Raw genomic sequence first — 13,442 nt, 5'->3', positions numbered from 1 at the left:
TCCTCTTGCCTTAGCCGATCTTGCGGGCGGTGTTGATCACGTTGATGCCGTTGAAGCGCGCGGTCGACGACCCGTGCGAGACGATGCTGATCTGCGGCGGCTGTCCTTTGCCGTCGAAGAAGGAACCGCCCATGCGCCAGTCGCGCTCGTCGCAGATGGCGGTGCAGGCGGTCCAGAATTCCTGGGTGTTGGCCTGGTAGGCCACGTCTTCCAGCATCTGGCCGATCTTGCCGTCCTTGATCTCGTAGAACAGCTGGCCGCCGAACTGGGCGTTGTAGCGCTGCTGGTCGATCGAGAAGGAGCCGTCGCCGACGATGTAGATGCCCTTCTTGATGTCCTTGACCATCTCGTCCGGGGTCAGCTTCTTCTTGCCCGCTGCGAGGGAGACGTTCGGCATGCGCTGGAACTGCACCGAGTTCCACGAGTCCGCGTACGAGCAGCCGTGCGATTCCTTCTCGCCAATGATGTGGGCCTGGTCGCGGGTGGCCTGGTAGTTGACCAGGATGCCGTCCTTGATGATGTCCCACTTCTTGGTCTTGACGCCTTCGTCGTCGTAGCCGATGGCGCCGAGCGAACCCGGCGTCGTCTTGTCGGCGAACAGATTGACGATCGGGTTACCGTACTTGAACTTCTTCGATTCCCATTTATCCAGCGTGGCGAAGCTGGTGCCGGCGTAGTTGGCTTCGTAGCCGAGCACGCGGTCCAGTTCCGTCGGGTGGCCCACGTTCTCGTGGATGGTCAGCCACAGGTGTTCCGGCGACAGCATCAGGTCGTACTTGCCCGGGGCGACCGACTTGGCGGTCAGCTTGGCCTTGGCATCGCGGCCCGCGGCGCGCGCGTCCTCGATGATGTCGTAGGTATCGGTGTACAGGGTGGCAACGCCGCCCGCAGCCTTGATCTTGTGCTCCTTGAGGCCATCCAGGTATTCATAGCCCTTGCCGACCGGCGCGCCCAGGCCGGAGCGCGAGCGGAACTTGCCGGTGGCCTTGTCCACGGCGGTGGCCTGGAACGGCGCCCACAGGCGGTGCACGTCCTGCTCGATGTAGGAGCCGTCGGTCGAGGCGAAGTACTTCTGCTGGTTGACCTGGAACAGCATCGAATTCATGAAGGCCGCGCCGCCTTCCATGCCGGCCTTGTTGGCGGCGATCAGGAGGTCCGCCTTCTCCTTGATCGGCACGGTACGCCAGTCCTTCTTGATCGGGGTGGACCAGGAGACGTCGCCGACGCCCTTCACTGGTGCAAGGCGCACCGGTTCGGACTGCAGCTTGGCGTTGGCCTTGGCAATCGCCACCGCCTGGCGCGCCGCGTTGGCGATGCCGTCGTTGCTCATGTCCGAGGTGGCGGCGAAGCCGTAGGCGCCGTTCGCGATCACGCGCACGCCGACGCCGGCCGACTCGGTGTTCGCCACGTTCTCGACGTTCAGGTCGCGCGTGGTGATGAACTGGTTCAGGTAGCGGCCGATGCGCACGTCGGCATAGCTGGCGCCGGCCTTGGTGGCGGCGTTCAGTGCGACGTCGGCCAGCGCCTTCTTGGCGGCCGTGGGCATTGAGCTGAGCAGTTCGTCCGCGGCGATCGCGCGGGTGAAGGGAACGAGCGTGGAGGCGAGCGCCAGGCTGCTGAAATTGAGAAAGGTACGGCGTTCCATAAAGTCTCCTGAAATCAACCTACTTCTGGGCAGCGGTCCCGCCTTGTGGTGCGGCCCGCTCTTGTATTTACTACGGAGGGAGTGGTGTCGGCGGGGCTGTTGGCCTCGCTAAACCTGTCAACCTTAGCAGCAACTCGGGATTTTGAATAGGCAATTGTTGTGCCAGATCAAAGCATGGTTTAAGCCCATGATTTAGTGGATGCCCACTGTCCGCGCAAAGTGTCCGGGCGACTGTCCGGGCGTCCGCCGCGGACACTGGCGCGGACATGTTTACGAGGGAAATATGCATACGTAAGCAACGCTTGACTGTCCGGCAGCTGTGACCGATCATCAGCGCGGCGGCGGCGTCCCGCCCGGCCGCGCACAATCACTTGGAGACTTCGAACCGATGAAACGACTGATCCTGGCTGCCATGCTGGCCACCGGCCTGGCCGGCGCCGCCGGCACCGCACTGGCGGACGATGCCCTGAAAGCGGCCATCGCGGGCGAACACCGCAGCGCCGCCAACAAGGCGCGCGACGCCGCGCGCCACCCTTACGAGACGCTCAGCTTTTTCGGCATCAAGCCCAACATGACGGTGGTGGAACTGGCGCCCGGCGGCGGCTGGTACACCGAGATCCTGGCGCCCTACCTGCGCCAGAACGGCAAGCTGATCGCGGCAGGCCAGGCCTTCGTGCCGGAAAAGCGCGGCGGCATGGCGCTCAAGCAGAAGTTCGACGCCACGCCGGCGGTCTACGACAAGGTGGTCCCGGCCGTGTTCGAGCCGCCTGCGACCTACCAGATCGCGGCGCCGAACAGCGTCGACATGGTGCTCACCTTCCGCAACCTGCACAACTGGGTCGGCAACGGCGAGGACGCGCTGAAGAACACCTTCAAGGAGATCCACAAGGTGCTCAAACCCGGCGGCGTGCTGGGTGTCGTCGACCATCGCCTGCCGGCCTCGATGACGCAGGACGCCAAGGCCTCGAGCGGTTACGTGCACGAAGCCTGGGTCATCAAGACCATCGAAGGCGCCGGCTTCAAGCTGGCCGCCAAGTCCGAGATCAATGCCAACCCGAAGGACACCGCCGACCACGAAAAAGGCGTGTGGACCCTGCCGCCGGTGCTGTCGAACAAGGACAAGGACCGCGAGAAGTACATGGCGATCGGCGAGAGCGACCGCATGACGCTCAAGTTCGTCAAGCAGTAATCGCTCCACCCGGAGGCCGGCAGCCCGCTGGGCTGCCCCTCCCGTGACGATTGGTGTATATCCTTCGGCGGCGAGCGTGTATATTCTTGCCACTCGTACTGTTGAGCCACCGAAGGAATCCATGAAAACCGCATGCCTTGCTGCCGCCGTGGCATTCGCCCTGAGCGGCCTTGTCCACGCCCAGGACACCTCCCCGCCTCCGGCACCGACGCCCGCCACGCCGCCCTCGCCGGCCGTCGCCACCCCGTCCGCCACCACCGCCCCGGCCCTGCCGGCGGTCGAGAACTCGGTCGTCAAGATCTTCGCCACCGTGCGCCGTCCGGACCCGTACAAGCCCTGGACCAAGGCCTCGCCGGCCGACGTCACCGGCTCGGGCGTCATCATCGAGGGCAAGCGCATCCTGACCAATGCCCACGTGGTCGGCTACGCCAGCCAGGTCGAGGTGCAGGCCAGCCAGTCGGGCGACCGGGTGCCGGCCAAGGTGATCGCGCTGGCGCGCGGCCTGGACCTGGCCGTGCTGGAACTGGAAGACCCGTCCTTCTTCGACAAGCGCCCGAAGGTAGAGCGCGCCGCCGTGCTGCCGGACGTGCGCGAGGCGGTGTTCGCCTACGGCTATCCGGTAGGCGGCAACTCGCTGTCGACCACCCGCGGCATCGTCTCGCGCGTGGAATTCGTCGGCTACGGCTCGTTCAGCTCGGGCCTGCGTATCCAGATCGACGCGCCGATCAACCCGGGCAACAGCGGCGGCCCGGTGATCGCCGGCGACAAGATGATCGGCCTGGCCTTCTCGATGGCGGCCAATGCCCAGAACATCGGCTACGTGATCCCGAACGAAGAGATCGAGCTGTTCCTGAAGGACGTGGCGGACGGCCGCTACGACGGCAAGCCGCTGCTGCACGACAGCTTCCAGAACCTGGAGAACCCGGGGCTGCGCCAGTACCTGAAGATCGACAAGTCGGTGGAAGGCGCGCTGGTGCACCGTCCGTACAAGAACGACGCCAGCTGGCCGCTGAAGGAAGGCGACATCGTCACCCACATCGGCGAACACCCGATCGACAACCAGGGCATGGTGAAGCTGGGTTCGAACCTGCGCGTGCGCTTCCAGTACCGCATCCAGCAACTGGCCAAGAACGGCAAGGTGCCGATGTCGATCATCCGCGCCGGCAAGCCGATGAAGGTCGAGGTGCCGACCAGCGGCCCGCGTCCGCTCCTGATTCCGGACCTGAACGGCGGCTATCCGTCCTACTTCGTCTACGGCCCGGTGGTGTTCACCCGCGCCACCAGCGAATTCCTGTCCTTCCTGATGGCGAGCGCGCCGGCGGCGAACGCCTACGCATTCAACGACAGCCCCCTGATCACACGGCGCGGCGATTCGCCGGACGCCACGCGCGACGAGCTGGTGGTGATCAGCGGCCCGTTCTTCCCGCATCCGCTGATCCGCGGCTACAACAACCGCTTCGCTTCGGTGGTCGATACGGTCAACGGCATCAAGATCCGCAGCCTGGCCCACCTGGTGTCGACGCTGCGCGACCTGAAGGACGAGCACGTCGTGTTCAAGTTCGACCAGCGCTATGGCGAGAACATGATTTTGCCGCGCAAGGCGGTGCTGGATGCGACCGAGGGGATCCTGTCGGATAACGGGATTCGGACCCAGGGGTCGGAGGATATGCTGAAGGTGTGGAACGGGAAGTAAGGCGTTTCGACGGCTTGACGTGTAGTTGAACGCGCGGTCGGCAGAGCCGACCACCCTACCGTAGGGTGGTCGGCTTCGCCGGCCGCGCGTCCAGCCAGCTTTGGATCAGACCTTCTTCTCTTTTTTCACCGGGGTGAACAGCAGATCCTGGAAGTCATAGCTGAAGTCGGTCTCGGTCGACACCGGCTTCATGCGCACCCGCTCGATGCTGCCGTCATGGTCGAGCGAGAAGGTGACGTAGGCATCCGCATTGAAGTTCCTCTCCTTCCAGCGCACGATGAAGGTATCGTGCTGGAAGTGCTCCATCTCCCCGGTCAGGTCCGGCGTCTTCGCGAACGACAGCACCAGCTTGTTGTTCACGCGCTTGATCGACGCCTTGCCATACCACGCATCCTCATACTCCCCTTCGTAGGACGCCAGCGGCAGCGACGGCTTCGAGCCCGCCGCGCGCGATGCCGCTTCGCCCTTCACGCGGGCCGCTTCCTTGGCCTGGTTCTCGCGGTCGATGTCGGCGATGCGGCCGATCCAGTCGGTTGGCGCCACGCCCAGGTGCTGGTCCAGCAGGCGGTATTGCAGCGCGTTCAGCGAGGGGCCGCTTTCGGCGTTGGTGAAGATCGCGATGCCCAGCTTCGACTCCGGCACCAGCAGCACGCGGGTGTAGAAGCCCTGCAGCGCGCCGCCGTGCATCGCCACCAGCTTGCCCTGGTAATCGCGCAGCTGGAAGCCCAGGCCGTAGGCGTAGAAGTTCGGCTTGGTGGCGGCCAGCGGCGCGCGCGGCGTGTTGATGGTCATCGGGGTCTGCGCGGTCCACATTTCGCGCGCCTGCTTGTCCGACCACAGGCGCACGTCCTTGCCGTCCGCGCCCTTGCCCAGCTTGCCGCTGTCCAGCAGCACGTTCATCCAGCGCGCGATGTCCTCGGCATTGGTGTTGATGCCAACCGCGCCGACCGCGTTCGCCACCGGCATCGGCTTGACCGGCACGGCCTTGCCGTTGATCTTGCTGTGCGGCGCCGACACGTTGGCGAACTTCGCGTTCTCTTCCAGGCTGGTGGTGGTGTTCGTCATGCCGACCGGCTTGAGGATCCACTCGTGCATGGTCTCGCCCCAGGTCTTGCCCGACTTGGCGGCGATGATCTTGCCGGCCACGATGTAAAGCAGGTTGTCGTAGGCGTAGGCGCTGCGGAAGCTGGTGGCCGGCTTGATGTAGCGGAGATTGTGGATGATCTCGTCGGTGGTGAAATTGGTGGTCGGCCACCACATCAGGTCACCGGCGCCCAGCCCCAGGCCGCTGCGGTGCACCAGCAGGTCGCGGATGGTCATCTCGGCGGTGACGTAGGAGTCGTACATGCGGAAGTCCGGCAGGTGCTTGATCACCGGATCGTCCCAGCCCAGCTTGCCCTGGTCGACCAGCATGGCCAGCGCCGCGGCGGTGAAGGCCTTGGAGTTCGAGGCGATCTCGAAGATGGTCTTGCCGTCGACCTTGGCCGGCTCGCCGCGCTTGCGCACGCCGAAGCCTTCGGCGGCCAGGACCTTGCCGTCCTTGACCACGGCGATGGCGATGCCCGGCACGTCGAATTCCTTCATGACGCGCTCGACGTCGGCGCGCAGGTCATAGGCAGGCGCGACGGCGGCGCTGCCGGGCGCGGCGTCCTGCGCGAATACGGCGCCGGTGGCGCTGGCGGTCAGCGCGAGCAGGGCCGCGGCTGCAATGCGATTCATGGCAAACACTCTGTTCATCCCCTAGTCTGTTATTTGTTCATCTGCTTGTCGACGCTGCTCTGCGTCTCCGGGTGGTAACGCTCACGTGCGGCCTTGTACACGCGCTCGGCCCAGGCCCGGTCCTCTGCATTGGCGCGCAGCGCGCCATACAGCGGCACCACGAACTTCTGGCGGCCCACCTTCAATAGGAAGGCTTCCAGGTTCGGGCGGATGCCGCGGTAGCCGGCGTGTACCGCAGCGCGGTAGAAGCGGAAAGCCACCTCGTTGTTGCCGGTCCTGGCCAGGCCATAGGCCTTGTCCAGTTCTTCCAGCTTGGCGGCATCGGCCTTGTTGTCGATGTCGTTCAGGAACTTCATCCACTCGGCGGCGTTCCAGTCCTTGGCAGGCAGCTGGGCGGTGGTGATGTCGCCCTTGAGCCAGCGCGCGGTGGTGTCGTTCAGCTTGGCCAGACGGGTCGAGACGGCGCGGGTAGCGCTGGCCGGGATGCCGGGGCCGTACAGCCACTCGTCCAGCTCCGCGTCGCTCATGATCTTCGGATTCTTGGCCAGCAGCTTGGCGCGCAGGAAAGCGACGAACTGGTCGGTGGTCACGCTCTGGAAGGCGTGCTGGTCGAACCAGCTGCGCAGAAAAGTGTCGAAGGCGGCGCGGCCGGCGCGCTGCTCGAGGGTGCGCAGGAACCAGGCGCCTTTCGGATAGGCCAGACCTTCGTCCGTATAGTGCTCGGAACTGGTGTCCGGGTCGCGCGTGACGAGGGCCTGCTTGGCCTTCGGGATGCTATTCAACGAATCGAGCGCTTCTTCCTGCTCGAGCTGCAGGTTCATGGTCGCCACTTCCTCGCCGTACATCTTCTCGAGGATGCGGGTGGTGACGTAGGTAGTAAAACCTTCGTTGAGCCACCAGTGCTTCCACGAGGCGTTGGTCACCAGGTTGCCCGACCAGCTGTGCGCCAGCTCGTGCGAGACCAGGTCCACCAGGCTGCGGTCGCCCGCGATCATGGTCGGAGTCAGGAAGGTCAGGCGCGGGTTTTCCATGCCGCCGATCGGGAAGGACGGCGGCAGCACCAGCATGTCGTAGCGCCCCCAGCGGTACGGCCCGTACAGCGATTCGGCCGCGGCCACCATCTTTTCGGTATCAAGCAGCTCGTACTCGGCGGCCTTGATGCGCATCGGCTCGGCGTAGACGCCGGTGCGCGGGCCCAGGGTGCGCGCTTCCAGTTCGCCGATGCCGATGGCGATCAGGTAGGATGGCACCGGCTGCGGCATGGTGAACTTCCAGCCGCCCTTGCCGGTGGCCTTGGGGTCGTTATCGGCGCTCATCACGACGCGCATGCCTTCCGGCGCCTGGATGCGCGCGGTGTAGGTGAAGCGCACCGCGGGCGTATCCTGGATCGGCACGAAGGAGCGCGCGGCGATCGGCTGCGACTGGCTGAACATGAAGGGGTACTTGCCCGACATGGTCTGCTTCGGCGTGAGCCACTGCAGCGCCGGCGCGGTGGGCGCGGTCTGGTAGTGGATGCGCACCTTGCCCGGCTGGCCGGGCAGCGCGATGTGCAGCGCCTGGCCCTTCTCAAGGTCCAGCTTGTCGAGGGTGTACTTGACAGGCTTCCACGCGCCTTTCGCGTCCTGCGCCTCGATCTTCGAGATCTTCAGTTCACGGGTGTCGAGGTCCAGGGTGCTGGCCGACTTGTCGACCCAGTTCAGGGTCAGGTCGGCGTAGCCGGCCAGGGTCTTGCGCGCGAAGTCGGCCTTCAGATCCAGGTGCAGGGCGGTGGTCTTGACCTGGTCGTACTTGGCGTAGCTGAGGGGGTCGAGTGCGAACGCGTAGGCGCTCCACTGGCAGATAAAGGCGCAGGCCGAGGCGCGCAGCAGGGTGCTAGTCTTCATGGTCTCTCGCGTGGAAGGAAGCGGGCAGAATAGCATTTTCGATCGTGGCCGGAAAGCACCTGGCCGAGGCTGGCGCGCGCTGCAGGGACCGGGGGCTCTGCTAAGATCGGGACTTTCGCATCTGCCGCTTCATGGACGCCTTTCTCGTATCGACCGGCATCGTGGGACTTGCCGAGATGGGCGACAAGACCCAGTTGCTGGCCCTCCTCCTCGCCGCGCGCTTTCGCCGTCCCTTGCCGATCGTGTTCGGCATTCTCGTGGCGACGGTGCTCAACCACGCTTTCGCCGCCGCCGTCGGCGCCCTGGTGAGCGACTTGCTGGGCGCGGACGCGATGCGCTGGGTGCTGGGCCTGTCCTTCCTCGCCATGGCCGCCTGGGTCATGGTGCCCAGCACGCTGAATGCGGACGAGCTGCCGCTGGCGCGCTTCGGCGTCTTCCTGAGCACCCTGCTCGCCTTCTTCATCGCCGAGATGGGCGACAAGACGCAGGTGACCACCGTGGCGCTGGCGGCGCGCTACGAATCGATGGCGGCGGTCGTCGCCGGCACCACCTTGGGCATGATGCTGGCGAACGTGCCGACGGTGGTGTTCGGCGAGCGCATCGCCAAGCGCGTGCCGCTCCGGCTGGTGCACGGCCTGGCGGCGCTGGTCTTCGCGGTGCTGGGCATGGCGACCCTGATGGGCGCAGGCGACTCCATGGGCTTCTGATCCCCTACTCCTGCGTCACCCACACCGGCGCCGACCACAGCACGTTGCCGTCTTCCTGCGTCACCCGCGCATAGAAGAAATGCTTGCCCGGCGCCGGCGTGAAGGTGCTGGTGGCCAGGTTCGAGACCTCGGTGACGCTGCCGTTCCGCCCCGGCACGCCGGCCAGGATCGACACCGCCGCCACCTTCTTGCCCGCGCTGGATGCGAAGTTGGCAACCAGCGTGAGCGGCCCGCGGTTGGTGAAGCGCTCGCCCATCATCTTGCCGTTCGCCGTGAGCACCAGCTGCGAACCCTTGTCCATGGTGGCGAACACGCGCCGCGCCTTGAGCGCCTCCACAAAAGCATCGCGCGTCAGCGCCGTCCCGTTGGGCAGCAGGATGCCGGTGCGGTTGGTGTAGGACGCGCCCCAGTTGGCGCAGTGGTTGTCCTGGTTGGTGCTGAAGGCGACGTGGTAGCCCGCTTCCAGCAACTTGTTGCAGGCCTGCTCGAAGTTGCTGCGCCGGGTTTCGGTCTCGGTATCGTTGGTCGAGAAGGCGGTGCTGTTCATCACCTCGCACAGCGCCATTGCCTCGTCGCCATCGGGCGTGTAGGCGAGCAGCACGCCGTTCACCTTGAACTGCCCGCTGTGCGCGGGGTGGTTGAACTGCCCCACCCAGCCCTGCTTTCGCATCAGGGTATAGAGCGCCCCGTAGTCGCTGCGCGGGGTGCGCGTGTCGGCCAGCAGTTCGCCCAGGGCATTGGTCTCCCAGCCCAGCAACTCGTCGCTGTTGAAGATGTTGACGTGGCCGCCATTGTTGATGACGCCCCATTCCATGCCGTACAGCGCCAGGAAGCCCGGTTTGGTGGCATTGAAGGCGGCGGCGCTGGCCAGGCCGGCCTGGTACAAGTCCTTGGCCCTGGACGGCTCGGCCTTGGGGTCGGTGCCGTCCGAGCCGTCGTACATATGGTTGTGCTCCGAGACGGCCAGGATGTCGAGGCCGCGGCCGCGCGCATAGGCGAAGGCGGCTTCGGGGCCATATTTTGCCTTGAGCGGGTCTTGCGCGCCCTTGCAGGCCTCGAGGACGGCGCCGCCGTCGCTGTGGTTGCTCTGGCTGTGCAGGTTGGCCAGGTAAACCGTGTAGGGCAGCGAAGCGGTGGCCGGCGCGGCCGCGGCGCCGGTGGAGGCGGCATCGCGTGCGCCCGGCAGCGGGATGAAGCGCGGCGTGCGCTGGGCAAGCGGGGCGCCGACCGCGATCTGCCAGTCCTGCTCGACGGCGTCGTGGTGATCGTCAATCGGCACGCCGCGCAGGACGGCGCGCATGCGTACCCGGTACAGGCCGGCGGGCGCGGGCATGCGCTTGATGCGGCCGTCCCAGGCGACCTGGACGGAGGCGGCTTCGCCCGAGACGGCGCCGTTGCCGCGCCAGACCCGGACGACGCGCCCGCCCGGGTCCACCAGTTCCAGCTTCCAGTAGACGGTGCCCGACTGTTCCAGGCCGGGATAGCTGAAGTTCAGACTGAAGGTTCGGCGCGCGTCTGCCGCGCCCTGGAAGGGCGCGTGCAGGGTGGCTTCGAATTCCTTGTGCTCGGCCGGGGCCGCGAACGCGCTGTTGCAGCACAGGGCCAGCAGCAGCGCACCGAAGGTGGGGGGCAGGATGATGGTTTTCATAATGCAATTTTTGCAATTGCATGGAAAAACATCTTGCGCCGTTTCTTCTCAATAATTGCAAATTTAGCTACAACCTTTAAGCCAGTTCAAGTGCCCTACAGACTCTTCAAATCGTCCTAGAAATGAAAGTTCGCCCGCACCGTCGGCGTTCTGGCGTAGCCGAGGCGCCGGTCGGGGCACCGTTTCGTCCACGCCCTTGGCAGCGATGAAGTTCAGGAAGCCTTCGAAGGACCAGTGTTCGTTCACCGGGATGCCCCAGCTGGTGCCGAACATCGGGTGGGTGTCGTAGATGTAGCGCGCGCACGTTGGCGATCGGCGGAAGAGTCCGCCCGGCGCGTTCGATTCGCGCAGCCACAGGATGCTGGTGTTCAGGAAGCCCGGCACATCCCACATCAGGGTGGGGCAGGCCACGAGCATGTGCTTGCGCGAGCGGTACAGCAGCTAGCCCTCGAGCGCGCCGCTGTTGCTGCCGAGGTCGCGCGGGTCCGTGCTGTCGGACTTGACTAAGTTCGGGCTGAGGTAGTTGATGCCGTTAATGCGGGGTTGCTACTTTCGACAACGAGGTGCTTCAGCTGGGAAACGCGTCAATTAACAAGACACCGTTGGCGCGCCCTGACCGCTTGTGAGGTCGACCCCGATCCAGCACCGATAGCCTTTCCCGGGTGAGCTGGCATCCTTGGCCTTGTACATGCACTGGACACCCCCTCTGTTCCGTTCCCGGTCCCCCTTTTCCGAGCTACAGATGTCACGCGCGTCAGAACCAATCGAATCGAATATTTCCTTCGCAGCCTGGCCCTTCACCACGATCGACAATTTCCGATCCTTGGCAGTGGGCGCCTCACCATAGGCCACGGTTTCGCCAGAAAAGATTTTGTAACGCCCTTCCTGAAGCGGCTGCCACGTGCCAAGCGAGTCAGCCGCAAAGGTCAGCGAAACAAGGCCACACGTCGCAACGACAGTCATAGCAATCTTGCGCATCTCATCCTCGCAGTCCTACGTGGAAGTGGTCATTGTGACCGATGAGGAGCTTCACGAACGGTATCTTCGGATCGTTGAAATAGACAACGATCACTGGTGCGAAGGTGCGGAACAATCCAATCAGCTTTGCAGTGGCCTCTTGGTCATACTCCCTGTCGGTCCACCTTACCGGCAGATGCAAACCATCTTTTCGAAGCGCACGCACGTCCACCTGAAGCCCGTCCAGATGGGTTTGGTGCTCATCGTCGTCGAATTTGTCAGCCCGGCTGATATTCCCGACGCCAAAGCGGCGCTTGTCGATGGCCTGCCACTCCATCGCCACGCGAAGGATCGCCGTCATCATGATTGGATGCGCGTACTGATACCCGCCTCTGTCCGGCTTACCATCCATCTTGCCGTAAGTGTGCTAACCGGAATCCATTGGCGTCTGCGGCAACATGTAGAAGCCGCGCGTATCCTGGGTAGGCCGGAGCGGGTCGTTCTGTTGAGGGGCCATGGTCCGCCTCGGTCACGCGCACGACTTGTTGCAGGACAGGTCCCAGCCGCCAGCGGTGTTGCCCCCAATGCCGCCATGAATCTTCTGCTGCGCGTACTTCCACTTCACTTTGGCGAACTGCAGGCCGATACGGTCACAAAGAATGCTTCCTTCGGTGACCATCTGCTCCATGCAGGAGATCAGCACATTCTCCAGCTCGAGCTCGTAGTACTTCACCCGCTTGCCGTCGCCATCGGCGCGCATGAACTCCATCTTCGCCTTCGGGATGGTTTTACCCGACGAGCAGGACTGCATCAGCACGGGTGACGCAAGATCGACGTGCTTCATGATCGACAGGGTGTGATATTCGCTGCGACCAGTGTTACGCCCACCGGTCGCCGATCCCGCTGCAATCGTGGGCTGAACGACGCCCCACTGGGCCGAGCTGACCTCGATCCATCCCTGATGCGTGGAATCGGCTGATTCGCCTTTGATGCCGTCGATCTGCAGGTACACGTCGATTGCCATGATGCCTCCTCTGTGAACAAAGAGGCATCGTGGCAGAGCTAGCTTAGAGCAACTTAGCGGTGCTCAAGGCTCAAGCGGCAAAAGATCAAAGGCTGGTACGCGGCCTATCAGAAATGAAAGTCCGCCCGCACCATCGGCGTGCTGGCCCGCTGCCCCGCTCCACCCGTCGTCCGGCGCGAATTGCCGAACTTGTTGTTCCAGAACTGATAGCCGAATCCGACCCGGACCTTCTTCGGCGCGTAGCCCAGGCGCGGGCCGACGTCATACATGAAAGCGAAGTCCAGGTTGGTCTCGGCGCTGGTGGGGGCGCCGGTTTCGTCCAGGCCCTTGGCGGCGATGAAATTCAGGAAGCCTTCGAAGGACCAATGTTCGTTCACCGGGATGCCCCAGCTGGCGCCGAACATCGGGTGGGTGTCGTAGGTGTAGCGCCCGCGCACGTTGGCGATCGGCGGGAAGGGGCCGCTCGGCGCGTTCGATTCGCGCAGCCACAGGATGCTGGTGTTCAGGAAGCCCGGCACGTCCCACATCAGGGTCGGGCCGGCGACCAGCATGCGCTTGCGCGAGTTGTAGCCGACGTCGTCCTTGTGGTTGAGGTCGAAGCCGACCGTCAGGCCCACGCCCTTTACCTTGCCGAAGCGGATTTCCTGGCCGCGCAGGGCGCCGATGTCGAGCGTGTGGCGGTACAGCAGGTAACCCTCGAGCGCGCCGCTGTTGCTGCCGAGGTCGCGCGGGTCGGTGCTGTCGGACTTGAGCACGTCCAGGTTGAGGTAGTTGCTGCCGTATTTGTAGCCGCTGGCGTGGGTGAACGCCACGATGTGCTTCTTGATGTGCTCCGGATTGAAGGGCTCGGCGAAGCGGGTGCCGTAGCGGTAGCTGATGGCATTGTCGCTCCAGTCCACCGCGCTTGCCGGCGCGGCGCAGCACAGCAGGGCGGCGCAGGCGGCGCCGCTCCATGTCGTCAATCGTTTACTCATGTC

The 13,442-nt window shown here is 64.6% G+C and carries 12 protein-coding genes; 3 read left to right on the top strand and 9 right to left on the bottom strand.

The features are described from left to right. Positions 1 to 10 precede the first annotated feature (10 nt). Entirely contained in the window at positions 11 to 1,645 is a 1,635-nt protein-coding gene (locus tag MasN3_RS03095) for a TldD/PmbA family protein (protein ID WP_281912225.1), read from the bottom strand. 388 nt (positions 1,646 to 2,033) lie between these two features. Between MasN3_RS03095 and MasN3_RS03090 the strand changes: the two genes are divergently transcribed. Further along, positions 2,034 to 2,834 (top strand): class I SAM-dependent methyltransferase, encoded by an 801-nt coding sequence (locus MasN3_RS03090; RefSeq protein WP_281912224.1) that lies wholly within the window; start codon positions 2,034 to 2,036, stop codon positions 2,832 to 2,834. 121 nt (positions 2,835 to 2,955) lie between these two features. Then, complete coding sequence (locus MasN3_RS03085) at positions 2,956 to 4,527, top strand: S1C family serine protease (RefSeq protein WP_281912223.1); 1,572 nt, start codon at positions 2,956 to 2,958, stop codon at positions 4,525 to 4,527. A 105-nt stretch (positions 4,528 to 4,632) separates the two neighbouring features. On the opposite strand, the gene MasN3_RS03080 is transcribed toward MasN3_RS03085, so the two are convergent. Continuing rightward, complete coding sequence (locus MasN3_RS03080; protein ID WP_281912220.1) at positions 4,633 to 6,246, bottom strand: serine hydrolase; 1,614 nt, start codon at positions 6,244 to 6,246, stop codon at positions 4,633 to 4,635. Between the two features lie 29 nt (positions 6,247 to 6,275). Further along, positions 6,276 to 8,129: a M1 family metallopeptidase gene (locus tag MasN3_RS03075; protein ID WP_281912218.1), complete on the bottom strand. Its 1,854-nt coding sequence runs from the start codon at positions 8,127 to 8,129 to the stop codon at positions 6,276 to 6,278. Between the two features lie 131 nt (positions 8,130 to 8,260). On the opposite strand from MasN3_RS03075, the gene MasN3_RS03070 reads away from it, so the two are divergent. After that, the gene (locus MasN3_RS03070; protein ID WP_281912216.1) at positions 8,261 to 8,836 is read left to right on the top strand and encodes a TMEM165/GDT1 family protein; all 576 of its coding nucleotides are present in this window, start codon (positions 8,261 to 8,263) and stop codon (positions 8,834 to 8,836) included. Positions 8,837 to 8,840: 4 nt separating this feature from the next. On the opposite strand, the gene MasN3_RS03065 is transcribed toward MasN3_RS03070, so the two are convergent. The 6 genes from MasN3_RS03065 to MasN3_RS03040 form a co-directional block, all read right to left on the bottom strand. Next, entirely contained in the window at positions 8,841 to 10,484 is a 1,644-nt protein-coding gene (locus MasN3_RS03065) for a CehA/McbA family metallohydrolase (protein WP_281912214.1), read from the bottom strand. 63 nt (positions 10,485 to 10,547) lie between these two features. Then, positions 10,548 to 10,901: a hypothetical protein gene (locus MasN3_RS03060; protein ID WP_281912213.1), complete on the bottom strand. Its 354-nt coding sequence runs from the start codon at positions 10,899 to 10,901 to the stop codon at positions 10,548 to 10,550. Positions 10,902 to 11,072: 171 nt separating this feature from the next. After that, positions 11,073 to 11,462 carry a hypothetical protein gene (locus MasN3_RS03055; RefSeq protein WP_281912211.1) on the bottom strand — a complete coding sequence of 130 codons (390 nt, stop codon included), beginning with the start codon at positions 11,460 to 11,462 and terminating at the stop codon, positions 11,073 to 11,075. A 1-nt stretch (position 11,463) separates the two neighbouring features. Continuing rightward, the gene (locus MasN3_RS03050) at positions 11,464 to 11,805 is read right to left on the bottom strand and encodes a hypothetical protein (RefSeq protein WP_281912210.1); all 342 of its coding nucleotides are present in this window, start codon (positions 11,803 to 11,805) and stop codon (positions 11,464 to 11,466) included. A 165-nt stretch (positions 11,806 to 11,970) separates the two neighbouring features. Beyond that, positions 11,971 to 12,465: an Hcp family type VI secretion system effector gene (locus tag MasN3_RS03045; protein ID WP_281912207.1), complete on the bottom strand. Its 495-nt coding sequence runs from the start codon at positions 12,463 to 12,465 to the stop codon at positions 11,971 to 11,973. A gap of 107 nt (positions 12,466 to 12,572) precedes the next feature. Further along, a complete protein-coding gene (locus MasN3_RS03040; protein ID WP_281912206.1) occupies positions 12,573 to 13,439 on the bottom strand; it encodes an outer envelope protein in 867 nt (288 codons plus the stop codon). Positions 13,440 to 13,442 lie beyond the last annotated feature (3 nt).

Origin of the sequence: Massilia varians (assembly GCF_027923905.1) — a bacterium.
GTDB classification, from domain to species: domain Bacteria; phylum Pseudomonadota; class Gammaproteobacteria; order Burkholderiales; family Burkholderiaceae_D; genus Telluria; species Telluria varians_B.
Note: the sequence above shows the minus strand (reverse complement) of the source record. Positions and strands in the feature narration are given on the sequence as shown.

What these genes read in the sequence shown, in the direction of transcription:
- MasN3_RS03095 (WP_281912225.1), bottom strand. Translation starts at nt 1,645, where the DNA reads ATGGAACGCCGTACCTTTCTCAATTTCAGCAGCCTGGCGCTCGCCTCC.
- MasN3_RS03090 (WP_281912224.1), top strand. Translation starts at nt 2,034, where the DNA reads ATGAAACGACTGATCCTGGCTGCCATGCTGGCCACCGGCCTGGCCGGC.
- MasN3_RS03085 (WP_281912223.1), top strand. Translation starts at nt 2,956, where the DNA reads ATGAAAACCGCATGCCTTGCTGCCGCCGTGGCATTCGCCCTGAGCGGC.
- MasN3_RS03080 (WP_281912220.1), bottom strand. Translation starts at nt 6,246, where the DNA reads ATGAATCGCATTGCAGCCGCGGCCCTGCTCGCGCTGACCGCCAGCGCC.
- MasN3_RS03075 (WP_281912218.1), bottom strand. Translation starts at nt 8,129, where the DNA reads ATGAAGACTAGCACCCTGCTGCGCGCCTCGGCCTGCGCCTTTATCTGC.
- MasN3_RS03070 (WP_281912216.1), top strand. Translation starts at nt 8,261, where the DNA reads ATGGACGCCTTTCTCGTATCGACCGGCATCGTGGGACTTGCCGAGATG.
- MasN3_RS03065 (WP_281912214.1), bottom strand. Translation starts at nt 10,484, where the DNA reads ATGAAAACCATCATCCTGCCCCCCACCTTCGGTGCGCTGCTGCTGGCC.
- MasN3_RS03060 (WP_281912213.1), bottom strand. Translation starts at nt 10,901, where the DNA reads ATGCTCGTGGCCTGCCCCACCCTGATGTGGGATGTGCCGGGCTTCCTG.
- MasN3_RS03055 (WP_281912211.1), bottom strand. Translation starts at nt 11,462, where the DNA reads ATGCGCAAGATTGCTATGACTGTCGTTGCGACGTGTGGCCTTGTTTCG.
- MasN3_RS03050 (WP_281912210.1), bottom strand. Translation starts at nt 11,805, where the DNA reads ATGATGACGGCGATCCTTCGCGTGGCGATGGAGTGGCAGGCCATCGAC.
- MasN3_RS03045 (WP_281912207.1), bottom strand. Translation starts at nt 12,465, where the DNA reads ATGGCAATCGACGTGTACCTGCAGATCGACGGCATCAAAGGCGAATCA.
- MasN3_RS03040 (WP_281912206.1), bottom strand. Translation starts at nt 13,439, where the DNA reads ATGAGTAAACGATTGACGACATGGAGCGGCGCCGCCTGCGCCGCCCTG.